Here is a 24,212-nt window from a genome sequence, read left to right on the forward strand (position 1 = left end):
GACGCAATTGCGCCATCAGCTATCGACCAGGGTATCGTAGTTTTACGATTTACAACAGCCTGCCTGTGCTGACTGTAGTAGAGAAGCACTGATGCTGATTCAGCAAGCTACCCACTGTGCATCAACATGCTGCGAGGGGTGGAAGCGAATCCGGCTTCCGCTCATTGTCCAGACTTCCACACTTTGTGGCGTGGTACGAATCATAGCCAGTTTTACTAACGCGCCAAACTGACGAAGTTGATGATTTAGCGTTAACTGTCGTGCCGGGATGACCATATATTCCCCTTCCAGATTCATCTATTGCTGTGCAGTACGATTTATTTTACTGCGCGAAATATTAGCAATTCATGCTAAACCTGTAGTTGACCACGATCAACCATTGATAACGCTATGTGATTAAGCAATGTCTGAACTGAAAAGGGTTGTCAGAATATTGAACGACCTATGCGTTCTGCCAGCAGCTCCAGCGCTGCCGTTCCCGCCAGCGAGTTTCCGGAACCATCCAGCTCCGGCGACCATACTGCAATAGTCATCTCCCCCGGCACTACGGCAACTATTCCGCCACCTACTCCGGATTTACCTGGCATTCCGACACGCCAGGCAAACTCCCCTGCACCGTCGTACATCCCGCTGGTAACCATCAGGGCGTTAATTTGTCGCGTCTGTTTAGGCGTCAGCAGCGGCTCTTCCTGTCCCAGCCCTCTGCCATGGTTGGCGAGATAGAGGAAACAGCGGGCCAGTTCGACACAGTTCAGCGTCATTGAGCAGTAATGGAAGTAGGTTTGCAGCACCTTCGTTACATCGTTGTCGAAATTGCCGAAGGATTTCATCAGCCAGGCAATTGCGGCATTACGCGCCGAGTGGTCATATTCGGAGCGGGCCACATGACGGTCATAGTTAATTTCCGGCTCACCGGTAAGGCTGCGCACCACTTCAAGCATACGCTGACGTGGTGCGGTAAGACGGGTTTCCAGCATGTCGCACACCACCAGCGCTCCCGCATTGATAAATGGATTGCGCGGCTTGCCCTGCTCCAGTTCTAATTGCAGGAGCGAGTTGAACGGCTGCCCGGATGGTTCTTTGCCCACCCGCTGCCAGATCTCATTATCCTGATAGCGTGTCAGTGCCAGCGTCAGCGACAGCACTTTGGAGATTGACTGGATGGAAAAACGCTCCTGCGCATCACCGGCCTGATAGAGAGTGCCATCCAGCGTACAGACCGCTATTCCCAGCCGGTTGGCGGGCACCTCTGCCAGCGCGGGAATATAGTCAGCCACTTTCCCCTGACCAATTAATGGCCGTACCTGATGCAAAATGTCATTTAACAATGCATTATCCAGAACGCTCACGTTTATCTTTCCTCTGCTGGCCTGACAGGATAAATTTCAAGGCGATTCTGCGGCCTTGCTCCGGTAACGTCAAACGCTGATATGGAGAATCTCTCCGCTGTTTTTAGCGGGATTTGGCGCTGAATACGGCAGCAGGTCATAACCGGTGCTTATATAAAAATTCTGATTTACAATTTAATTGATTTTTTCATTTCATCTGACGAATAAATAAAAGACAATATAGTGACTTTATTCTTTGGCCTGAACTTTCGGGTTAACATTCCTTCAACACATCGTTAACTTCAATGCAATCAACTACTGTTTCCCGTAAGACCGCATGGCTACGCGTGGTTATGCTCGCTATTGCTGCGTTTATTTTTAACACCACTGAATTTGTTCCGGTGGGACTGCTTTCAGATATCGGCAGCAGCTTCTCAATGCAGACGGCGCAGGTCGGCCTGATGCTGACTATTTATGCCTGGGTGGTGGCTCTGATGTCGCTGCCAATGATGCTGCTGACGCGTAATATTGAGCGCCGTCTGTTATTAATTATCATTTTTGTGCTGTTTATTGCCAGCCATGCCCTCTCGTCCGTGGCGTGGGACTTCACTACGCTGGTGGTATCTCGAATCGGTATTGCATTCTCACATGCTATTTTCTGGTCCATTACGGCCTCCCTGGCGATTCGTGTTGCACCGCCAGGGAAAAAAACTCAGGCGCTGAGTATGCTGGCGACAGGAACCGCACTGGCAATGGTTCTTGGGCTTCCCATCGGGCGTATGATCGGCCAGCTGCTTGGATGGCGCATCACCTTTGCGGTCATTGGCGCAGTCGCGCTGGTAACGATGCTGCTGCTGGTGAAACTGTTACCGAAATTACCAAGCGAACATACCGGTTCCTTAAAAAGCGTACCGATGCTATTTCGCCGCCCGGCGCTGGTCGCGCTCTATCTTCTGATTGCCGTAACGGTCACCGCACACTACACCGCGTACAGCTATATTGAACCGTTTATTCAGAGCGTCGCCTCACTGAGCGCAGGATTCACCACATTCCTGCTGTTAATTTTCGGCGCGGCGGGGATTGTTGGCAGCCTGCTGTTCAGTATTTACGGTAATAAATACCCGGCGGCGTTTTTACTGGGCGCTATTGGTTTAATTACGCTGTCGATGCTTTCACTCTATGTCGCTGCGACGCACACGCTGGCTATTTCCACTCTGTGTATCGTCTGGGGCATGGCGATGATGATAATTGGTCTGGCGGTGCAGGTGCGCGTACTGGCGCTGGCGCCCGATGCCACTGATGTAGCGATGTCGCTGCTCTCAGGAATCTATAATATCGGTATCGGTGCTGGCGCACTGCTGGGTAATCAGGTGAGCCTGCATCTTAATATGGCGAGTGTTGGCTATGTGGGTGGCGCAATCGGCGTGCTTTCGCTGTTGTGGTGTGCGTGGAGTATGAAGCGATATCCACAGCTGCGGCTGAATGGTTAATTCATTGCGGTGAGAGCCGGATTTAGTTCATTCAGGTTCGCTTCACCGGCAAAACGGTAAGGCGAACCTGCCATCTGCGCTGTTCAGTACGGGCTACGCACTGCCCATCACCACCACACACTGTCCGGCCCGCACTGCCGAACCAGGCAGTACGCGAACCTCACGGATCACCCCATCGCAGGGGGCCAGCAGCGGGATTTCCATTTTCATCGCCTCGATAATCACCAGCACATCGCCCTGCGTGACACTGTCACCTACGCTGCATTTAACCTGCCACAGATTTCCGGTAATCGCACTTTCAACGGCAAACTGATCCGCTGGCAACATGGCCTCTTCTGCTATTTCAATTACCGCTTCCTGACTATCGAAATGCGCCTGCCCGCTGGCGATCCAGCGCTCGCGCTCGGCGTTAAACGCAGACTGCTGATGCTGACGGAAAGCATTGATGCCCGGAGCCTGATCGGCCAGGAACTGCTGATAATCAGCCAGCGCCAGCTCCGTTTGCTCGATACGCAGCGGATAACGCCCCAGCGGGAAATCACGACGGATACGCAGCAGTTCATCAGCAGATACCGGATAAAACTTAATCTGATCGAAAAAGCGCAGCAGCCACGGCTTGCCGCCGAAGTCAGCCACTTCGCGGTAGCGGTTCCACATTTGCAACGTTCGCCCGACAAACTGGTAGCCTCCCGGCCCCTCCATGCCGTACACGCAAAGATACGCGCCGCCAATTCCCACCGAGTTCTCTGCCGTCCAGGTGCGTGCCGGATTGTACTTAGTGGTTACCAGGCGATGGCGAGGATCGAGCGGCGTAGCGACCGGGGCACCGAGATAAACATCCCCTAGCCCCATCACCAGGTAGCTGGCAGCAAATACGGTGTTAAATACTGCGTCGATATCCGGCAGATCGTTAATACGGCGAATAAATTCCAGGTTGCCCGGGCACCAGGGCGCGTCCCGGCGAACCGTGGTCATATATTTATCAATTGCCAGCTGGCAGGCCGGATCATCCCAGGACAGCGGCAGATAAACCACGCGCGATGGCACACGTAAGTCTCCGCGACTACTGACGTTCTGCCACAAATCGCTGATGATATTCAGCAGCTCGCTTTGCGGTAGCCGATCGGGCTGATAGTGGATCTGTAATGAGCGGATACCCGGCGTCAGATCGATAATGGCCGGATGCGCAAGTGCTTCCAGCGCCTGCATCAGCGCATGCCCACGAAAGCGCAGTACCAGATCCAGCTCCGGTGCACCGATCTCCAGCAGCAGATGAGTATCGCCGGAAAGCCGGGCCACGAGGCGGCAATCATCCTTACCGATATCCAGTACGACCGGAGTACTTAATGCCGCGGGTTGCCAGGACGGTTCCGCCGGGTAAAGCTGTTCCAGCTCCGCCTGACGCCCGGCATTCAAATTTCGGGCAGTGGCAATATCTACTGGCACAAAGCGCAGGCGATCCCCTGCTTTGAGCTGTCCAACCTGCCATAAATCCGCTTCAATTACCGTTACCGGGCAGACAAAGCCGCCGAGGCTGGGGCCGTCCGGGCCAAGGATCACCGGCATATCACCAGTAAAATCAACTGCGCCCACCGCGTACGGGTTGTCGTGAATATTGGACGGATGCAGCCCGGCTTCGCCGCCGCTGTCACGCACCCACTCCGGTTTTGGGCCAATCAGGCGCACTCCGGTACGGCTGGAGTTAAAATGCACCTCCCAGTCGGTGGCAAAGAACGCGTCGATGTAGCCGTCAGTGAAATATTCCGGGGCGGCATGCGGGCCATAAATGACCCGCAGTATTCGAATGTCGGGCAGCCCGGGGGTTAGCGCCTCAGGTAATTTGTCGCCCACCGTGGTATCCGTCAGCTCTGTCAGATGCAGTATATCTCCGGTGCGCAGTGCCCGGCCCGCATGGCCGCCAAACTGGCCGAGGGTAAAGGTGCTTTTACTGCCAAGATAGTCCGGCACCGCAATTCCACCGCGCAGGCAAAGGTAGCTGCGAACACCGGCGCCATCAATAGCGCCCAGGGCTAAGGTGGAGCCAGCAGGGATAAGGAAAGTCTGATTCATCGGCAGTATTTGCCCCTCCAGCGTCAGCTCAATCGGCGCGCCGCATACCACCGCCACGCAGGCTGAGTTAAAGCGCAGCGTCGGGCCGCTGAGAGTAATCTCCAGCGCCGCAGCATCAGGGGCATTGTTCAGCAGACGATTCCCCAGACGCATCGCCCGGTCATCCATGGGGCCGGACGGTGGCACACCCACCGCCCAGTAGCCAAGGCGGCCAGGGTAATCCTGTACTGTGGTCTGCGTTCCGGCGCTCACCACCTCAACGGTGGTTGCCCGATAGCCGAGATCATCCAGGAAGCGCGTCCAGGGTTCGCCGCAGGCAAAGGGTGTGGAGTGCAGAATCTGTTGCAGATACTGACGGTTAACCTCAACGCCGTACAGACGCGTATCGTTGAGGGCCTTATCCAGCGCGGCAATTGCCTGTTCACGAGTGGCACAGCAGGTAATGATTTTTGCCAGCAGCGGGTCAAAAAATGGCGGGATATCGCAGCCAGACTCTACCCAGTTATCAATACGTAACCGTTGCCCGTCGGCATCAGGGAAGCTGACGTCGGTAAGTAAGCCCGGCGATGGCTGAAACTGGCGGCCCGGGTCTTCCGCATACACGCGTGCCTGAATGGCATGACCTTTCGGTGACAGTGTCACGCCAAGTTCTGCCAGCGGCGGCAGCTCTCCGGCGGCCAGCGCTATCATCCAGTGCACCAGATCCACGCCCCACACCTGCTCGGTTACGCCATGCTCAACCTGGAGCCGGGTGTTAACCTCAAGGAACCAGAACTGCTGCGCTGCGCTGTCGTAAACAAATTCCACCGTTCCGGCGCTGCGGTAGTTAACCGCCTTTGCCAGCGTGAGCGCTGCGTCACAAAGGGCTTGTGCAATATCTGCTGGCAGATTAGGTGCGGGGGTCTCTTCAATGACTTTCTGATTACGCCGCTGCACTGAACAGTCACGGACACCCAGCGCAATCGCCTCGCCCTGCCCGTCACCGAAAATCTGCACTTCCAGATGGCGCGCCCGTTCAATATATTTCTCAATAAATACCCCGGCATCGCTGAAGTTGTTCTGCCCAAGGCGTTTCACCGCATCAAACGCCTGCGAGAGCGTCTCGGCGTCGTGGCAGACGCGCATACCGATGCCGCCGCCCCCTGCGGTACTTTTCAGCATCACCGGATAGCCAACCTGGCTTGCAGCTGTCAGTGCTGCATCAACATCATCAAGCAGATCGGTGCCTTCGAGCAGCGGCACCTGCTGCGCCCTCGCCAGCGCACGTGCGGTGTGTTTCAGGCCAAACAGCCGCAGGTGTTCAGCTGTCGGTCCGACAAAAGCGATGCCAGCTTCATCGCAGGCTTCAGCAAAGGCCGCATTCTCTGAGAGAAAACCGTAGCCCGGATGGATAGCCTGTGCGCCACTCGCAATTGCAGCAGCAATAATCTTTTCTATGACCAGATAGGTTTGTGCTGCCGCGCCTTCTCCAAGGCTTATGGCCTCATCGGCTTCACGAATATGCAGGCTGGTCACATCTGCTTCGGAAAATACCGCCACGCTGGTGATATCCATCGTGTGGAGCGTACGCAAAATTCGGCACGCAATCGCGCCACGGTTAGCAATCAGCAGTTTTTTAAACATTAGGCAGACTCACACCAGGGCGGGCCGTCCCGCCAGAATCATGGCCGCCTGGGGTCGTCCCCAGGGGAAAACAAACCGGGTTATCTCAGCGGGTTAATTCCACACCAGCACTTCGGCGGCGGTGGGATTCCAGCCATTGCAGGGATTATTTAGCTGCGGACAGTTGGAGATCAGCACAATGACGTCACACTCGGCGCGCAGTTCCACATACTTACCGGCGGCGGAGATGCCATCTTCAAAGGTCAGTCCGCCCTCTGGCGTCACCGGAACATTCATAAAAAAGTTGATATTAGCGGTGATATCGCGCTTGTTGAGTCTTCCGTCATGCAGGCAGGCGCAGAGAAAATTATCGCGGCAGCTGTGCATATAACGTGTGTCGGCGCTGTAGCGTACGGTGTTGCTCTCCTGAGCGCAGGCCCCGCCAAGGGTATCGTGACGTCCGCAGGTGTCAGCGACGATGGTCAGCAGCGGGTTGCCCAGATTGGAGTAAAGAACGCTGCCGCTGGTCAGATACGCATTATTCTGGCGGCGCAGCGTGCGCTGGGCATCATAGCGTTCACGCGGGCTGGCGGCGCGATAGAACAGCGTATCAACGGCTTGGTTACCTTCCAGATCGTGCAGCCGCAGCGTCTGGCCTTTTTTGACTTCAAACAGGAAGGGCTCCCCCGCCGGGATGATATGGCGGTAGACCGCATCGGCAGGCTGTTTATCACTGGTGGTTAGTGTCATCTGATAGCTCCTTAAACAGCAAAACGTTCGATATTCTGGAAGGCGCGCAGATTTTCCGGACGCGAGGTTTTACACAGCGTCAGACCCTGCGGATCGCTGGCCTCGCGCAGTGACAGCTCTACCGGGCGCGGGGAGTATTCAGGTTCAGGATCCATCGGATGCGGTAAGGCGGTCAGCACTGCGAGCACGTCCATTGGCGCGTAAAGTTCCACCATGCTGCCCGGCGCCGAATGCTGGCTATGGAAAGTGAAACGGCCCTTCTCATCCACCGTCACTTTGCTGAAAAGATTGAGCACCATCGGCAGATCTTCGAGCATAAGATTCCACTTACCCATCTCAACCAGCAGGTTATCCATGCCGTTACGATGGAAGCCGTTGCGCAGTTCCTGATAGCGTCCTTTGCCATATTTTTCCGCGACTTCTGCTGCATTGAGCACGCCGCCGAAGCTGTCATGCCAGCCGCAGGTATCGGTGACTATTGCCGCCAGGACGCGGCCCATATCGGAATAGAGACAGTGCCCTGCACCCAGCCGGGCGGTGTGCTGACCTTTCAGCGTATCCGGCAGGTTAAGCCGTTCGCTTTTTTCATGGGCGTTAAACAGCATCAGACTGACATTGGCTCCGCCGTCGCTATCGGTCAGACGCAGGATCTGCCCCTTTTTTATCACCAGCGAGGTGTGACCGCCGCCGGGTAGCGTCTCTTCATAGTGATGAGTCATGAGAAATCTCCTGATTAAATGGGATGGCTGCCAGCGCCGGATGCGGAATGACCAGAGCTGGCTGCTGCCGCTGGCGCAGGCGGGTTTCGTTCAGGGGCAGATCGTAGGTAACGCGTGCCCCCCAGGCGTTCGGCTCGTGGGGATCGATGCGTATTTTGTCGAATACCATCAGCCGGGTGCCGAGATTGAATCCCTCTGACAGGTCATGGGTGACCATAAATACTGTAAGTTGGGTTTCCTGCCACAATGACAGCAGCAGGCTGTGCATATCCTTGCGAATACCGGGATCCAGCGCGCCGAAAGGTTCGTCGAGCAGCAGAATGCGCGGACGCATAATAAAAGCCTGGGCAATCGCCAGCCGCTGCTGCATGCCTCCGGAAAGCTGGGCCGGATACTTCTCCAGCGCATGGCCCAGCCCTACCCGCATCAGCATCTCTGCCGCCTGTTCGCGTGCCGCTTTTTTCCGCCGACCTGACAGCCGCCCAAGAAAAGGCGCCTGCGGCAACTCCAGCCCGATCGCGACGTTATCCAGCACGTTGAGATGGGGGAACACCGAATAGCGCTGAAATACCACACCACGGCTGGCATCCGGCTCTGCCTTTAGCGGCTGACCTTCCAGCAAGATAGTCCCGCGACTGGGTTTTTCCTGGCCCAGCAGCAGACGCAGGAAAGTCGATTTTCCGCAGCCGGATGCACCGACCAGGGTGCAGAACTCCCCTTCGTTAATGCTCAGATTGAGATTTTCCAGCACCACATGGCTGCCGTACTCCTGCCAGATATGCCTGATATCGATAAAACTCATGATTTTTCTCCCTGTGCCCAGGGGAAGCACAGCCGGTTCAAATGACGCAGCCCGAGATCCATCAGCCACGCCAGCAGGGTGATCCAGATGACATAAGGCAGGATCACATCCATCGCCATATAGCGGCGTACGAGGAAAATGCGATACCCCAGTCCGGCGGTGGATGAGATTGCTTCTGCGGAGATTAAAAACAGCCAGGCAGAACCAAGCAGCAGGCGCAGTGAGGTCAGCAGCCGGGTCAGCAGCAGCGGCAGCACTACCCGCAACACCACCGTCCAGCTGTTGGCTCCAAGGGTTTGCGCTTTGATCACTATCTCTGGGGGGATTTCCCGCGCCCGCTGTTCGAGGTCACGTGCCAGCATCGGCGTAATGCCGATAACGATCAGCATTATTTTCGACAGCTCATCAAGACCAAAGACGATAAACAGCACCGGCAGCATTGCCAGCGGCGGCACCATCGATACGACGGTCATAAATGATGACATTGGCGAGCGCCACATCGGAAATACCCCGGAGGCGATGCCAAAGCACAGTCCAAGCAGTGACGCGATGCCCAGACCAATCAGCAGCCTGCCGAGGCTGGCAGCAGTATCCATCCACAGCAGATAATCACCGCTGCGTTTATCTGCTGTAAAAGCCATGCGCCATACGGCATCAGCCATTTGTCCGATCCCAGGCAGCAGTTTGTCATGGGGATTAGCCTCAAGCCGCACGGCAGAACCGATAAAATAGGCGGCTATCACCAGCACAAACGGCAGCAGAACCAGCATCAGGTGTACACCCTTTTCAGGATGTCGATTAATTTGCCGCATCGTGTGGCCTCCTCTGGATAATCATCACAGCGTGCCGGCGGCGGCCATTTTGAGGTAGCTGTCGTCAAAGCGCAGTTTGATATTGCTGCTGTCGCCCAGGGTGACGTTGCCGGGGAAGCTGATGCCGATAAAGTCGGCACTTTGCGCCCCATCGCCCAGCAGGCCTTTTTCAAAGGAGAAGTTAGCTACGCGCTGCATGGTTTTCGCCAGTTCCGCATCGCTGACAAATTTAAGGTTGTCGGCCGGGGTATAGAACAGATGGGTGGTTTTCAGCTGTGCCTGATAACCACTGAGATCGGTTCCGGACGCTGCCGCCATTGCGTTTAACGCGTTTTTATCCCCCGCTTTCATCTGCGCCATCATTTCATACCATGCCCCGGTCAGCGCTTTGCCCAGCGCCGGGTTGTCTTTTAATACAGCGCTGTTAACTACCATCATATCGATCAGTTCGCCGGGTACCTGGGAGGATTCGAAGACTTCGCTGGTATTAGGGGTGTTTTTGATTACAGAGAGCTGTGGATTCCAGGCCACGGCAGCCTGCACACCGTTAGTGGCAAAGGCGGAGACAATATCCGCATCGGAGGTGTTAACAACGGTTACGTCCTTTTCACGCAACCCGGCTTTTTCAAGGCCGCGTACCAGCAGGTAATGCGATACCGACAGTTCAGGCAGATAGACCTTCATCCCTTTCAGGTCTTTCAGTGTTTTGCCTTTGCCTTTCAGCACCACGCCGTCGTTACCCTCAGAATAGCTGCCGAGGATCAGTGCGGTGGAGTCAACGCCTCCGGCGGCAGGGATCGTCAGGGCATCCATATTGGTCATCGTGCAACCATCGAACTGTCCGGCAGTGTACTGGTTAATGGATTCGATATAGTCGTTAAGCTGGGTAACGTGGATTTTGATACCGTATTTCGCCGCCCATTTATCGATAATTCCGGAGGTGGCAATCTGGCCCCACGGCATCCAGCCTGCATAGATAGTCCAGCAGACATTAAACTCTTTCTTAGGTGCGGCCTGGGAAGGAAGCGCAACAAGTGCGGAAAAACCGAGAAGACAGACGCTCAGGAGATGGGATAGTTTCATGGTTGACCTCTGGTGGTGGCAAAAAAAACGGGCAGCGCGACACACAAGGGTGTTGCTCTCTCCCGGGCTTTTCTCCCGCCGTGTAACCCCAACCGAGGTCGCCAGCTCTCGGACCAGTCATCCACCGAGTGGACCGGAACCCTAGCCTGCTATTGTATTCAGTGATCGGTATTGCGCTGCTGCATAGAAGGGATAAAGCAAGAGTTGTGCCAGAGTGAAGTTGCTGAATAAACCTGGGGTTATTGCTGTTCTACAGAGGCTGACGATCTTAAATGGGGCATCATTTTCTTGCAGGTTGCATCAGAAGTGTGCAGCGGGATATGGCCGCCAGCAGGGTACTGGCAGCGAGTTCAATCAGTCAGCAGATGTTTTGCTGGTAAGCTGATGAGGAAACAGATCAAGCCTCGTCATCTTTCTCGCCCAGCGCCAGCGTCTCCTTCCTGACGCGTTCAATATGAATGGTCAAAAACATACGCTCCTCATTACCCAGCGTATAGTTATAGTTTTTCATCACATGGCGATCGATTTTTTCAACGCATTTATAGGCTTCCGGATAACGATCGCGTACCACATCATGCAGAGACTCATCATCACTATATACGCCTCGCTTCCCCAGCATTCGCTGGGAAAAAAACTTCAGATGGGTGACAAAACGGTTATAACTGAGCGCATCGGTCTGGTAATCAAGCTGTAGCTGATACTTCACAATATGCAGGATCTCCTGCATAAATTTCGTGATATGCATTACCGCAGGCATTTCGCTGCCCAGCTGGGCATTCACCAGGTGCAAAGCGATAAAACCCGCTTCGTCTTCAGGTAGTCGTACTTTCAGACGTTTTTCAATAATATCCAGTGCAGACAGTCCGATTGCATACTCTTTCGGGTAGAGGCTACGAATTTCCCATTGTAAAACATTGCGGATTGGCAAATTTTGCTGATGGCGCGTCAGGGCGAAGTTCACATGATCGGTGAGCGCAATTGCCAGGCTGTCATGCAGCGTGGTCGCCAGTTGCTCGCGGGCCAGGGCAATAATACATTCGGAGGCGATCACCACTTCCAGCGGGATTTCCGATAACATTTCGCTCAGACGCCCACTAAGCTCGTGACTTTTCAGAGCAAAGGTTTTTTCAACCAGGGCAGGATCCAGCTCGTCTCCGCTGCGTTTTTTAAATGCCAGCCCACGCCCCATCACCACCTGTTCATGCCCCTGCTCGTCATGAACTATAACCACGTTATTATTGAGAACTTTCGCTATTTTCATTTCCCTGCCTGAAACAAAAAAACCTGACGGCCGGATGTGTGATCCAGCGGTCAGGTTTTGCCTGTTATCCCCTTCATACTTCAAGCCGCCGATGCGTTGGCTGCGCCCATTCACCCCAGTCACATAGTGATCTATGCTCCTGGGGACTCATGGTCTTGCCGCCTTTCTGCAACTCGAATTATTTAGGGGATTTCCCCTACAATTTAAGCCGCCGATGCGTTGGCTGCGCCCATTCACCCCAGTCACATAGTGATCTATGCTCCTGGGGACTCATGGTCTTGCCGCCTTTCTGCAACTCGAATTATTTAGGGGATTTCCCCTACAATTTAAGCCACAGGTGCGTTGGCTGCACCCCTGCATTTAAGCAACAGGTGCGTTGGCTGCACCCCTGCAATTTAAGCAACAGGTGCGTTGGCTGCCAATTTCAGGTGCAAAGGAGGCGTTGAGTATTAAGGGTCGATACAGTAACAATCCAGTTGAGACACGATAAGGTATTATACGCTCGTCTCAAGTGCCAGATTGCCAATCTGTGATAAAGCTCGCGCTTTGTTACATCTGTTTCTTAGCTGGCTTTCTGGCATTTCGCTGCCGCCAGCTGCTGGAGCTGGATCTGGCGCTCTGTTGCGTGTTTCTGCGCCTGGTGTTTAGCAATGCCGTTACCAATGCCGAAATCCAGCGCAGCACCGACTACCGTCAGCCCGTCAAACTCCCCCGTTTTATCAATCTGCTGCTGCACCCTCGCCTGTTCGGCGATCTGTTGCTGAACGCCCTGGCAGTCAAGCTGGTCGGCCTGCACCGCACTAACGGGAGGCGAAGCAGGATATTGTTTCAACGCACAGCCACTGAGTATCAGAGGCACTACCAGCAGGAGAGTCAGTTTCATGATGATTACCGTATCAGACAGAATGACACTATTATGCAGGCCAGGTGGGGGAATCAATGGCTGAAGCAGCGGCGATTACCGCTGCCTTTTTCAACATTAGTGCTGCAAAATATAGAGCGTGCGGCTGTAAGCAACATCTTCCGGATTAGTGATGGGATAGCCCTTAACGTACGGTTTAATCAGCCGGCCATTAGTATATTGATAGATAGGGGCAATCGGTGCCTGCGCGGCTATCATCTGTTCAGCACGGTTATATTCGTCGTTACGCACCTTGTCGTTAGTCTGGCGGCTTGCCTCAGCCAGCAGCCCGTCATATTCACTGCTTTTAAAGCGCGCGATATTGCCGCTATGACCTGAGGTCAGCAGGCTAAGGAAGCTGGAAGGTTCATTGTAATCCCCTACCCAGGAAGCGCGTATCACATCAAAATTGCCGCTGTTACGGTTATCAATGTAGGTTTTCCACTCCTGGTTTTGCAACTTCACATTAACACCAAGATTTTTCTTCCACATCGAAGCGACAGCAATGGCGATCTTTTTATGCGTTTCAGAGGTGTTATAGAGCAGGGTCAGATTAAGGGGATGTGTTGGGCCATAACCCGCTGCGGCCAGCAGCGCTTTCGCCTGAGCATTCAGTTCTTCCTGGCTGTGCTGCTGCATAAAGCTGGCTTTCGGTGTGAAGCCCGCGGTGACATCGGGCGTAAAGTGCCAGGCAGGTTTTTCTCCGGTGCCCAGTACCTTTTCAGCGATAATTTTACGATCTATCGACCAGGTCAGCGCCTGCCGCACCCGCACATCGGCAGTCGGGCCTTTTTGCGTATTAAATGCATAGTAATAGGTGCCGAGCTGGTCAGGGGTATAGACCTCGCCGGGGATCTGTTTTTTCAGCGTTGCGTACATCTCTTTCGGGAAGGATTCAGTAATATCAATATCGCCAGCGCGGTAACGTTTAGTGGCGCTGGACTCTTCGCTGATCGGCACAAAGGTCACTTTGGTGATCACCGAATGGGCATCATCCCAGTAGTGAGGATTGCGAACCAGTTCCACCTTCTCATTCACTACCCGGTTACTGAGTTGATAGGCACCATTGCCCACCAGATTGCCCGGGCGCGTCCACTGATCCCCATACTGCGCAATCACTTTCTGCGGCACGGGGAACAGGCTGAAGTTAGCAGTAAGGCTGGCAAAATAGGGTACCGGCTTATCTAATGTCACTTTCAGATGAGTGGCGTCAACAGCGCTGACACCCAGTTTATCCGGGGTCATTTCACCTTTAACTATTGCACCCGCATTCTCAATTCCGGCCAGTTCTGCAAACCAGGCGAAAGTGGAGGTGTTTTTAGGATCAACTAAACGCTGCCAGCTATAAACAAAATCGGCAGCAGTGACAGTGTCACCGTTTGACCAGCGCGCGTCTTTTCTTAAGGTGAAAATCCAGGTTTTATTATCACTGCTTTGCCAGGCGGTAGCGACGCCGGGGATAATTTTACCGCTGGCATCCTGATTGGTCAGCCCTTCAAACAGGTCACGGATCACCGGGATCTCAGGTAAACCAACGGCTTTAACCGGATCGAGCGATGCAGGTTCATCCTTAATATGACGAACAACTTCCTGGCGCGCGGCGAGCTGCGTGCCTGCCGGAACATCGGCAGCGTATGATGTGGAGCTGATACACAGCGCTAAAGCAGCCAGCGCAAACGATGGTGATTTCCTCATGGCGATATCCTTACCTGTACCGGTCAACGAAACAGCGATTTTTTACTGCTGGCACTTTAACGTAAATTGACCGGCACGAAATAGTGTTTTTATTCAATGCTCAGGCAGTGTACCGCAGCGGGTGATGTGCTAGTTTTATCGCAGAACTTACTATTCCTGGAGCTGAGTCATGTCGTTACTTCACCCCCGGCCCCTGCGCGGTCGTCTTGATGCCCCCGCGCAACATTACGGGCAGTCGGTACTCGGCGCGCCTCTGCTCTGGTTTCCTGCCCCATTGGCGGATGAGGATAGCGGGCTGATTCTTGCCGGTACTCACGGAGATGAAACCGCTGCCGTTGTGACCCTCTCCTGTGCCATGCGCACGCTTCAGGACAGCCATCGGCGTCATCATGTGGTACTCGCCGTCAATCCGGACGGCTGCCAGCTGGGGTTACGTGCCAATGCTAACGGCGTTGATCTTAACAGAAACTTTCCTGCCGCTAACTGGCAACAGGGTGAGACGGTGTACCGCTGGAACAGCGTGGCTGAAGAACGCGATGTGTTGCTCTCCACTGGAGTTCATGCAGCCTCTGAACCGGAAACTGCGGCACTGTGCCAGCTGATCCACCGGTTATCCCCCGCGTGGATTGTCACCTTTCATGAGCCTCTGGCCTGCATCGAAGACCCTGACAGCAGCACGCTGGGGCACTGGCTGGCGGCTAAAACAGGCCTGCCGCTGGTCAGCAGCGTGGGTTACGCCACGCCGGGTTCCTTTGGCAGCTGGTGCGCCGATATCAGTCTGCCCTGCATCACGGCGGAATTTCCGCCCGTTGCCGCTGATGAAGCCACCGAACGTTATCTGGGCGCCCTGGTCGACCTGTTATACTGGCAGCCTTGACAGTTCTATGCGCCCGCAGCTAAACGGAAGCGCAGGTTCGGAGTCTGCCGCCAGCCAGGTGGGGCCGTCCAGATCAACAAAACGCGCCTGAGGTACCAGCGGTAACGCGGCACGGATGGCGCGCGAAGTGCACAGCATACAGCCGAGCATAATACTAAACCCCTGCTCCTGCGCCGCCTGTGCCAGTTCCAGCGCAGCGGTCAGCCCACCGGTTTTATCCAGTTTGATATTCACCATTTCATATCGCCCTTTTAGCGCCGGCAGGCTTTCCACCGTGTGGCAGCTTTCATCAGCACAGATTGGCAGCGGATGAATAAAGTTTGCCAGAGCTGCATCATCCGCTGCTGGCAGCGGCTGTTCCAGCATCGCCACACCAAGGTCGGCCAGCAGCTGGCAGCGTGCTGCCAGCCCTTCACTGTGCCAGGACTCATTGGCGTCGACAATCAGCGTTGCCTCGGGGACGGCGCTGCGAATAGCCACCAGGCGTTCGGCGATCAAGTGGTCATCAATTTTAATTTTCAATAACCTGGCACCGTTTTCCCACAATGCCAGCGCGCTGCTGGCCATCATTTCCGGCACGTCTATACTGACAGTTTGCGCCATCTCTATCTGCGCGGGCGCATGGCTTCCTGTCAACTGCCACAGGCTCTGGCCGTTGCGCGCTACTTCCATATTCCATAACGCGCTGTCGATAGCATTGCGCGCAGCCCCGGCGGGCATCTGTTGCTTAAGTTCGGCACGGGTTAACCCCTGCTGTAATTCTGGTAGCAGCGCGGTAATTTGCGCCAGCACCGACGCCTCGCTCTCACCGTATCGCGCATAGGGGGTGCATTCACCAAAAGCTCTGATACCATTTTCTTCCAGCTCAACCACGACCACGCCTGCTTCACTGCGGGTGCCTCGTGCGATCACAAAGGGTGAATGTAACGGCCAGTTTTCCGGGTATGTCTTCACAGATCTCATGCTTAAATCCTTCATCTGGGTTGATGCCAGCATTTTTGTATCGCATTTATACTGTCTCACTGGTTCAGCATGACATACACTGAACCAGGTTAAACACCATTAACATTAAAAGGATAGATTATGTCTCAGACCGTACATTTCCAGGGCAATCCGGTTTCCGTTGACGGGCAGCTGCCAACGCCGGGCCAGGTAGCGAAACCGTTTACCCTGGTGGCCAAAGATCTCTCCGATGTCTCTCTCTCCCATTATGCAGGCAAACGTAAAGTTCTGAACATCTTCCCAAGCATTGATACCGGCGTATGTGCCACCTCGGTGCGCAAGTTTAATCAGCTGGCGGGTGATGTTGATAATACTGTTGTGTTGTGTATTTCTGCGGATTTGCCGTTTGCCCAGTCTCGCTTCTGCGGTTCCGATGGACTAAGCAACGTGGTGACGCTCTCCACCCTGCGTGGCGGCGAGTTCAAAAAAGACTACGGTGTGGCGATTGTTGATGGCCCGCTGAAAGGCCTGACTGCCCGTGCGGTAGTGGTGCTGGATGAGAAAGATAACGTTCTTTACAGCCAGCTGGTGAATGAAATCACCACTGAACCAGATTACGATGCAGCCCTGGCAGCACTGAAGTAATACATAATGGGCAGGTCGTTATGACCTGCCCATATTCTATTTCTCTAACCCGTCTACACTTGTACCGCTCAGGTATAACTTTTACTCAGAAGTGCTCTTTTTCTGACTCAGGCCATATTCACGTAATTTATTGGCAATGGCGGTGTGAGAAACACCCAGCCGTTTTGCCAGCTTGCGCGTGCTTGGATAAGAGAGATACAGACGGGTAAGCACTGAACGCTCAAAACGGCTGGTAATTTCATCCAGCGACCCCTCAATGGCATCATCACCGAGCGGCATTTCCATCGCATACTCCGGCAGAACGATATCCTGCGGACGTAGCTCATAGCCGTCCAGCTGCGTCAGCGCGCGGTAAAGCGCATTTTTTAACTGGCGTACGTTACCAGGCCAGGTATAGCGGGTCAGGAAGCCGTTAAGCTGTGCGGAGAGTTTTGGCCGGGGCACGCCCTGCTCATCGGCGAAACGAGCCACGAACATTTCGGTGAGCGGCAGGATATCCTGAGGGCGGTCACGCAGCGGTGGCAGGTTCAGTGTCAGCACGTTGAGCCGATAGAACAGATCCTCGCGGAACTCGCCGCGCTGCACCAGCTCCATCAGATTTTTTTGCGTGGCGCAGATTACCCGCACATCTACATGTACCTCGTGCTCCTCTCCCACCCGGCGGAAAGTGCCATCGTTGAGAAAGCGCAGCAGTTTGGTCTGCATACTTGGTGACATTTCACCGATTTCATCCAGCAGCACTGACCCCCCGCTGGCCTGCTCGAAGAAGCCCTTCTTCCCCTCCAGCGCATTGGGATAGGCTCCTGCCGCATGGCCGAACAGCTCACTTTCAGCAACATCATCCGGCAGCGAAGCGCAGTTCAATGCCAGGAAAGGTTTCTTGCCACGGGCACTGCGCAGATGACAGGCGCGAGCCAGCATATCTTTTCCTGTACCGGTATCACCCACAATCAGTAACGGCGCATCCAGCATCGCCAGCTTGCGAGCCTGATCCACTACCTGGCGCATTTTGCTGCTCACGGCGACAATATGCTGGAATTCGCTGTCGTCGTTGACGGCCAGATTTTGTAATTGCTGCCCCATACGGGCGGTAGATTTTAGTAAAACCACGCCGCCCACCGGGTTTGGCGCTTCTGCGTCCTCATCCTGGGCGTAAATCGGCGTAATCTCCATCAGAAAATCACGCCCCTGTAACACCACATGGTGTGCTTCAGGCACGATGCGGTCACTTTCCAGCCAGCGCTGGAAATTAAAACCACTGATTAATGACCCGGCGCTGTAGTTACGCATTTTCTCTTCGTTGAGGGAAAAAAGGCTCTGTGCCGCCGGGTTCGCCAGCTCTACTTTACTTTTCAGGTCAATGGAAAATACCGGATCAGGCAGTGCGACTAACAGCGCACTTAGCGCGCGGTGTTCTCGCTCTGACGGCAGGTAGGAAACAGTACGAACGTCGGTTACTCCGGGAATACGGCGTATCTCCGCCATTAACTGACTAAACTGCTCAAAGCTGACGGTGGAAAAATTAAGATAGATGCGCCCAATGGCGGCAATTTCGATACCGCGCAGATCGATGCTGCGTTCAACCAGCAGATCCAGCAGTTCGCGGGTCAGGCCGATTCGGTCCTGGCAAAAAACTTCAAGACGCATGCGTTTTAACCTTTATTATCACAGTGCGGAGCGTATCCGCTGATGATACGCTATCCCTCGCCAGGCCAGAAGTGTTCTGTCATGAAAAGTTGACACTCTGTTTAACTGCTCTCTTTATTACCCTTCCCGCTGCGCTGAACGCTCTCTTTCAACTGAACAATCAGTTCACGGCGAAAATCACCCAGGCGCGGTTTATCCCCCTCCAGCCACGGCAATGGACGGCACAGCTCCATCGCTTTGATACCGAGGCGCGCTGTCAGTAATCCGGCACCGATACCCTGCGCTGCACGAGTGGAAAGTCGGGCGGCAAGATCCTGTGACATCCAGTCCATCCCCACTTCGCGGATCAGCTCTGACGCACCGGCAAAGGCGATATTTAACAGTACCAGCCGGAACAGCCGCAACCTGCTGAAGTAACCCAACTCAATGCCATAGAGTGCAGCGATGCGGTTTACCAGCCGCAGATTACGCCAGGCAATAAACGCCATATCCACCAGCGCCAGTGGACTGACGGCGATCATCAGGGTGGATTCAGCCGCATAACGACTGATTTCACGCCGCGCCTGGCGATCGAGCACCGGCTGCACCAGCTGCGCATACAGGGCCACCACCTCCCGGTCGTTCTGGGTTTCATGCAGTGAGGCGTGCCAGCGTTGCAGCGCCGGATGGCCGGAAGACAATCCAGCCTGGTGCGCCAGCTTTTCACAGAATGCACGCCCCTGCCCGCTGCTGTGGCTGGCAAGGAGTTCACGCGCTATATCACGCTCTTCCGCCCTTTCACGCAGACGATAGAGACGACGCCATTCGCTAATCAGCGACCCGGCACCAGCCGCCACAATTAATCCGCCTGCAACGCCTCCGCCCAGGCCGATCCAGTCCTGGGTAATCCACGCCTGGTGCGTCCACTGTACCCCCTGAGCAATAACGCTGACGCCAAACAATCCCAGCCCGGCCATTACCATTTTGCGCCACAGGCTGCGTTTAGGCCGCAGCGCTGCCTCAACTGCCAGTTCACCCGCTCCTTCCGGCTCGATATCCGGTTCCGGATCTGTCGCTATAAAATTATCCTGCTGCGTGGCAAATGCCTGCTGCGGACGGAAAACCGGGGCCGGTTCTTCGCTCAACGGCTTGGCAAAATCGATTCTTGGTTTAATCGGCGTATTCATCGCAGTTTATCTCCCAGTAAAAACTCCAGCGCGGCATCCATGCGGATGTGCGGCAGCGGCCGGTCGACATCCAGATCCTGCGGGCGGAACTGTTCAAAGTGGAAACCCTGATCCTGCCAGAAAGCATGACCAGGCAGGCGTGGCGGTACTTCGCCAGGGTAAACCGTTAGCGGGGTGTTATCGGATAACCGATGCCCGCGCAGTGCCGGAATATTTTCGCCCTGATGTTCGACGTAACCACTGCGTGTCGCCTGCACTGACGCAAGACCAATGCAGTCCATTTTGATGCCTTCAAACGCAGCATTTTGCCACGCATCCTGTACCAGCTGCTGTAACAGCGATACCAGGTTCGCGTGCTGATCAGCGGTGACATGGTCGGATTTAGTAGCGGCAAATTGCAGTTTGTCGATAACCGGAGAAAAGAGGCGGCGAAACAGCGTGCGCTGGCCGTACGAGAAGCTCTGCATCAGCTGAGTCAGCGCCAGACGCATATCGTTAAACGCCTGCGGTCCACTGTTGAGCGGTTGCAGGCAGTCCACCAGTACGATCTGGCGATCAAAACGCAGAAAGTGGTTTTTATAGAAACCCTTCACTACATGCTGGCAATAATAGTGATAGCGGGCGCGCAGCGTTCCGATATTACTGGCTGCATCGGCCTGCGCCAGGCGGGTCTCCTGACCTTCTGCCACGTCAGGCCAGGGGAAAAACTGCAACGCCGGAGCGCCGGCCATATCACCGGGCAGCACAAAACGGCCTGGCTGTATAAAGTGCAGTCCTTCCTGCTTACAGCGCTGTAAATACTCAGTCCAGGCGGCGGCGATGTCAGCCAGACGATTTTCATCAGCGGGAGCCAGCGGATCAAGCCCTTCACACAGCTGACGCCAGCGCTGCGCCCACTCTGCGCGGTCGCCCTGTAACAGGCCGGTCATCTGGCGTGACCAGCTGAGGTAATCCTGCTCCAGCATCGGCAGATCGAGCAACCATTCGCCAGGATAGTCGACAATCTCCAGATAGAGCGTGGAGGTATCTTTAAAGTGCCGCAGCAGAGATTCCTGCGATCGATAACGCAGCGCCAGCCGTATCTCACTGACGCCACGTGTCGGCGTTGGCCAGGCAGCGGGGATGCCGTAGAGCTGGGCGATGCCCTCATCGTATGTAAACCGTGAGACGCCCAGATCGCGCTGCGGTACACGCTTTACTCCCAGCAGGCGGTTTTCACGCGCTGCCGCAAACATTGGCAGACGCGCCCCGGAATTGACATTAAGAAGTTGATTAACCAGAGAGGTAATGAAAGCAGTTTTTCCGCTGCGGCTTAATCCGGTTACCGCGAGGCGCAGATGGCGATCCGCGCCGCGATTGACCAGCGACAGCAATTCATTTTGTAGTCGTTTCATCGGTAGCGTTAGTCCATTAGCAAGTTCTTATTCTCAGAGGAGGCTTAAACGGTCAACACCACAAACTTCTGCTGACGATACTTGAATATCTTCAGATTTTTACTGGAAGGAAGTGTCAGCACGGTTTATTCCCGGCACGGTGGTGAATAACCTAGCTTAACACATCCTCATCGGGCCAAATCAGGGTTTGGCCCAGCGCACACTGGCCCTTTTGATCACTCGACGAATCAGAGGTTCCAGCGCCCAGGCAAGCAGGATTTTTAACGGCCTGCGGGCGACGGATTTAACCGCCCAGCCGCTCAATCCAGCCGGGCCGTAAGTGATAGCGCTGATGAGAATAAATTTTCCGGCCTTTTTCAGGCGCGGATGGGGCTGCCAGTGACGCATAATGTTAACTCCTGAAAAAGTGTCGAAAGATTACAGATGTCTGAAGCGGCTGCGTACGCTAAATGTTTCTGAAGTAACGTAACGCTCCACCTCACGCAGTTCACGCTCACCGCCCTTAAGTTCAGCGCTTAATTCATCCAGCAACTGATGTGCACTAAGTGGCTTATCGCGATCCTGTTCACCTGGTGGCATATCCGGCAGGATGGCAGCCAGCAGGAAATAGCCCACAATGGTCAGCACAAACAGACCGAAAAACAGTGACATAACAACAATTACGCGCACAAGCAGCACAGGCACACCGAGGTACTCGGCAATCCCGGCGCAGACCCCCTTTAGCTTGCCCTGCTGTGGAATGCAGTACAATTTCTTCTGGATCATGGCTGCCTCCAGTTAGGGTGCTCCGCATCAAGAATGGCTTCCAGCGCCTGAATACGCTCACGCATTTTGCGCGCATCCTGGGTCAGCTGCTGAAGGCGTTGCAACTCGTTCTGCGACAGTTCCGCCCCACTATTCTGGCGTTTTGTGTAATGCAGCCAGAGCCAGATTGGCGCTACGAACAGCAGAAACAACGTCAGGGGTAAGGCAATAATGAAGACACTCATTCACGTTCCTTGAAGGTTAGGCTTAACTGTTCTGGCCACTGACGTGGCCAGTTCCGTTACTCACTGCGATTCATTTTCGCTTTCAGCGCAGCCAGCTGCTGACTGATTTCATCGTCAGCCTGTAACTCGGCAAATTCCTGATCCAGGCTTTTCTTTTTACCAAAACTGTGGCTTTCGGCTTCCGCTTCCATATGATCGATACGGCGTTCGAAGGACTCAAAACGCGCCATCGCTTCATCAATTTTACCGCTGTCGAGCTGGCGACGAACATCACGCGATGAAGAGGCTGCCTGATGGCGCAGCGTCAGCGCCTGCTGGCGGGCACGGGTTTCACTCAGTTTGCTTTCCAGCTCGCCAATCTCGCCTTTCATACGGGTAAGGCTCTCTTCAACCTGATTCGCTTCCTGTTGCAGGGAGACGGTCAGATCCGCGAGTTTCTGTTTTTCAATCAGCGCAGCACGAGCCAGGTCATCTTTCTCTTTACGCAGGGCCAGTTCAGCTTTTTCCTGCCATTCTGCCTGCTGACCTTCAGCCTGTTCAATACGACGCAGCAGCTGTTTTTTCTCTGCCAGTGCGCGAGCTGAGGTGGTACGAACTTCAACCAATGTATCTTCCATCTCCTGAATCATCAGGCGCACCAGTTTCTGCGGATCTTCTGCTTTCTCCAGCAGCGAGTTGATATTGGCATTCACGATGTCGGCAAAGCGGGAAAAAATACCCATAATTGAAATCCTCTTAAGTCATTGTCTGGCGTTTCCGCCGTTTTCCAAAACACGATTTAGCTGCATAACACTATTCAAAAGCCGTGCCAGTTATTATCTTATTGATTTTCAATGACTGTCCGGCTTTACAGCAGACTGCACAGCGACTAAAGTGGTTTTTATCACTAACACCTGGTGAAATTAATGATGAGTGAAACTCCTGATACCCTGCTCGGCGAATCTAATAACTTTATTGATGTGCTTGAGCAGGTTTCGCGGCTTGCGCCGCTGAATAAGCCGGTGCTGGTGATCGGCGAACGCGGAACCGGTAAAGAGCTGATTGCCAGCCGTCTGCATTACCTTTCAGACCGCTGGCAGGGGCCGTTTATTTCGCTTAACTGTGCAGCGTTGAATGAAAACCTGCTGGATTCGGAACTGTTCGGCCATGAGGCCGGCGCATTTACCGGAGCGCAAAAACGCCATCTGGGGCGCTTTGAACGCGCCGACGGCGGCACACTGTTTCTTGACGAACTGGCTACCGCGCCAATGCTGGTACAGGAGAAGTTACTGCGGGTCATAGAATACGGGCAGCTTGAACGCGTGGGGGGCAGCCAGCCATTGCAGGTAAGCGTACGGCTGGTGTGTGCGACAAATGATGACCTGCCGCTGCTGGCGCGGGAAGGTAAATTCCGCGCAGACCTGCTGGACAGGCTGGCCTTTGATGTTGTTCAGCTGCCGCCGCTGCGGGAACGCCGTAGCGATATTCTGGTGATGGCACAGCATTTCGCCATTCAGATGTGCCGCGAACTCGGGCTGGCGCTGTTTCCTGGTTTCACCCCGGAGGCCGAACAGCGACTGCTGGATTACGCCTGGCCAGGCAACGTGCGCGAGCTGAAAAACGTGGTAGAGCGCTCGGTCTATCGGCATGCCAGCATCGAAGAGCCGCTGGATAATATCATTATCAACCCCTTCCAGCGTGAACAGCCAGAAACGCTGGCAGATCCAGCTACCGACACTCTGCCCACCCTGCCGCTCGATTTACGCCACTGGCAGTATCAGCAGGAAAAAGCGCTGGTGGAGAAAGCGCTTGCACAGGCAAAATTCAATCAGCGGCGGGCGGCGGAGCTGCTGGGGGTAACCTATCATCAGCTGCGCGCCATGCTGAAGAAGCATGATTTGAATCCGTCGTAAAAAAAAAGCCCGCTGATAGCGGGCTAAAAAATACTGGAAGCAATGTGAGCAATGTCGTGCTCTTCTACGGTAGAGCCACCGCTGAAGTGCAGGAGAATAATAATCATTCTCAATATCTTCTGTAAAGCACTTTGTTGAGAATTTTTC

General features: G+C 54.6%; 23 protein-coding genes and 1 riboswitch. Of the genes, 4 read left to right on the forward strand and 19 right to left on the reverse strand.

Features of this window, described 5'->3' with window-relative positions; translation table 11 throughout:
* Positions 1–99: 99 nt before the first annotated feature.
* Together GN242_RS10485 and glsB are read right to left on the reverse strand one after the other, a co-directional pair.
* Entirely contained in the window at positions 100–276 is a 177-nt protein-coding gene (locus tag GN242_RS10485; RefSeq protein ID WP_156287443.1) for a hypothetical protein, read from the reverse strand.
* A 149-nt stretch (positions 277–425) separates the two neighbouring features.
* Positions 426–1,349 (reverse strand): glutaminase B, encoded by a 924-nt coding sequence (gene glsB / locus GN242_RS10490; RefSeq protein ID WP_156287444.1) that lies wholly within the window; start codon positions 1,347–1,349, stop codon positions 426–428.
* Positions 1,350–1,633: 284 nt separating this feature from the next.
* On the opposite strand from glsB, the gene GN242_RS10495 reads away from it, so the two are divergent.
* Positions 1,634–2,818, forward strand: coding sequence for a sugar transporter (locus tag GN242_RS10495; protein ID WP_154751141.1), 1,185 nt, complete (start codon positions 1,634–1,636; stop codon positions 2,816–2,818).
* Between the two features lie 93 nt (positions 2,819–2,911).
* On the opposite strand, the gene uca is transcribed toward GN242_RS10495, so the two are convergent.
* The 9 genes from uca to GN242_RS10540 all read right to left on the reverse strand — a co-directional run bounded on the left by uca (position 2,912) and on the right by GN242_RS10540 (position 14,513).
* Entirely contained in the window at positions 2,912–6,511 is a 3,600-nt protein-coding gene (uca, locus tag GN242_RS10500; RefSeq protein ID WP_156287445.1) for an urea carboxylase, read from the reverse strand.
* 93 nt (positions 6,512–6,604) lie between these two features.
* Positions 6,605–7,240, reverse strand: coding sequence for an urea amidolyase associated protein UAAP2 (locus GN242_RS10505; RefSeq protein WP_156287446.1), 636 nt, complete (start codon positions 7,238–7,240; stop codon positions 6,605–6,607).
* Between the two features lie 11 nt (positions 7,241–7,251).
* Positions 7,252–7,959, reverse strand: coding sequence for an urea amidolyase associated protein UAAP1 (locus GN242_RS10510; protein ID WP_154751138.1), 708 nt, complete (start codon positions 7,957–7,959; stop codon positions 7,252–7,254).
* Positions 7,943–8,761: an ABC transporter ATP-binding protein gene (locus tag GN242_RS10515; protein WP_154751137.1), complete on the reverse strand. Its 819-nt coding sequence runs from the start codon at positions 8,759–8,761 to the stop codon at positions 7,943–7,945. Before GN242_RS10515 ends, GN242_RS10510 begins: the two co-directional genes overlap by 17 nt.
* A complete protein-coding gene (locus GN242_RS10520) occupies positions 8,758–9,573 on the reverse strand; it encodes an ABC transporter permease (RefSeq protein WP_156287447.1) in 816 nt (271 codons plus the stop codon). The genes GN242_RS10515 and GN242_RS10520 overlap by 4 nt, the downstream gene beginning before the upstream one ends.
* A 24-nt stretch (positions 9,574–9,597) precedes the next feature.
* Positions 9,598–10,656, reverse strand: coding sequence for a putative urea ABC transporter substrate-binding protein (locus tag GN242_RS10525; protein ID WP_154751135.1), 1,059 nt, complete (start codon positions 10,654–10,656; stop codon positions 9,598–9,600).
* 57 nt (positions 10,657–10,713) lie between these two features.
* Positions 10,714–10,812: riboswitch (guanidine-I (ykkC/yxkD leader) on the reverse strand.
* 241 nt (positions 10,813–11,053) lie between these two features.
* Complete coding sequence (licT, locus tag GN242_RS10530) at positions 11,054–11,917, reverse strand: BglG family transcription antiterminator LicT (RefSeq protein WP_156287448.1); 864 nt, start codon at positions 11,915–11,917, stop codon at positions 11,054–11,056.
* 562 nt (positions 11,918–12,479) lie between these two features.
* A complete protein-coding gene (locus tag GN242_RS10535; protein ID WP_154751133.1) occupies positions 12,480–12,800 on the reverse strand; it encodes a hypothetical protein in 321 nt (106 codons plus the stop codon).
* A gap of 96 nt (positions 12,801–12,896) precedes the next feature.
* Entirely contained in the window at positions 12,897–14,513 is a 1,617-nt protein-coding gene (locus tag GN242_RS10540; RefSeq protein WP_154751132.1) for a peptide ABC transporter substrate-binding protein, read from the reverse strand.
* A gap of 169 nt (positions 14,514–14,682) precedes the next feature.
* On the opposite strand from GN242_RS10540, the gene mpaA reads away from it, so the two are divergent.
* On the forward strand, positions 14,683–15,390 hold the full coding sequence (gene mpaA, locus GN242_RS10545) for a murein tripeptide amidase MpaA (protein WP_154751131.1): 708 nt from the start codon (positions 14,683–14,685) through the stop codon (positions 15,388–15,390).
* Here the strand turns inward: mpaA and ycjG are convergent.
* Positions 15,373–16,353 (reverse strand): L-Ala-D/L-Glu epimerase, encoded by a 981-nt coding sequence (gene ycjG, locus GN242_RS10550; protein ID WP_154751130.1) that lies wholly within the window; start codon positions 16,351–16,353, stop codon positions 15,373–15,375. The two genes, mpaA and ycjG, sit on opposite strands and share 18 nt — an antisense overlap.
* A gap of 120 nt (positions 16,354–16,473) precedes the next feature.
* On the opposite strand from ycjG, the gene tpx reads away from it, so the two are divergent.
* The gene (gene tpx / locus GN242_RS10555; protein ID WP_154751129.1) at positions 16,474–16,977 is read left to right on the forward strand and encodes a thiol peroxidase; all 504 of its coding nucleotides are present in this window, start codon (positions 16,474–16,476) and stop codon (positions 16,975–16,977) included.
* Between the two features lie 81 nt (positions 16,978–17,058).
* On the opposite strand, the gene tyrR is transcribed toward tpx, so the two are convergent.
* The 7 genes from tyrR to pspA form a co-directional block, all read right to left on the reverse strand.
* Positions 17,059–18,624, reverse strand: a complete 1,566-nt coding sequence (gene tyrR, locus GN242_RS10560) for a transcriptional regulator TyrR (RefSeq protein WP_154751128.1) — start codon at positions 18,622–18,624, stop codon at positions 17,059–17,061.
* 101 nt (positions 18,625–18,725) lie between these two features.
* Positions 18,726–19,790 carry a YcjF family protein gene (locus GN242_RS10565; RefSeq protein WP_156287449.1) on the reverse strand — a complete coding sequence of 355 codons (1,065 nt, stop codon included), beginning with the start codon at positions 19,788–19,790 and terminating at the stop codon, positions 18,726–18,728.
* On the reverse strand, positions 19,787–21,184 hold the full coding sequence (locus GN242_RS10570) for a YcjX family GTP-binding protein (RefSeq protein ID WP_154751126.1): 1,398 nt from the start codon (positions 21,182–21,184) through the stop codon (positions 19,787–19,789). Before GN242_RS10570 ends, GN242_RS10565 begins: the two co-directional genes overlap by 4 nt.
* A 180-nt stretch (positions 21,185–21,364) precedes the next feature.
* Positions 21,365–21,571: a phage shock protein PspD gene (pspD, locus tag GN242_RS10575; RefSeq protein ID WP_154751125.1), complete on the reverse strand. Its 207-nt coding sequence runs from the start codon at positions 21,569–21,571 to the stop codon at positions 21,365–21,367.
* Positions 21,572–21,601: 30 nt separating this feature from the next.
* Positions 21,602–21,949, reverse strand: a complete 348-nt coding sequence (gene pspC / locus GN242_RS10580) for an envelope stress response membrane protein PspC (protein ID WP_156287450.1) — start codon at positions 21,947–21,949, stop codon at positions 21,602–21,604.
* A complete protein-coding gene (gene pspB / locus GN242_RS10585; RefSeq protein WP_154751123.1) occupies positions 21,946–22,173 on the reverse strand; it encodes an envelope stress response membrane protein PspB in 228 nt (75 codons plus the stop codon). Before pspB ends, pspC begins: the two co-directional genes overlap by 4 nt.
* Positions 22,174–22,229: 56 nt before the next feature.
* Positions 22,230–22,895, reverse strand: a complete 666-nt coding sequence (pspA, locus tag GN242_RS10590) for a phage shock protein PspA (RefSeq protein ID WP_154751122.1) — start codon at positions 22,893–22,895, stop codon at positions 22,230–22,232.
* 183 nt (positions 22,896–23,078) lie between these two features.
* Between pspA and pspF the strand changes: the two genes are divergently transcribed.
* Positions 23,079–24,065, forward strand: a complete 987-nt coding sequence (gene pspF / locus GN242_RS10595) for a phage shock protein operon transcriptional activator (protein ID WP_154751121.1) — start codon at positions 23,079–23,081, stop codon at positions 24,063–24,065.
* Positions 24,066–24,212: the final 147 nt, after the last annotated feature.

Source organism: Erwinia sorbitola, from assembly GCF_009738185.1.
Taxonomy (GTDB): Bacteria; Pseudomonadota; Gammaproteobacteria; order Enterobacterales; family Enterobacteriaceae; genus Erwinia; species Erwinia sorbitola.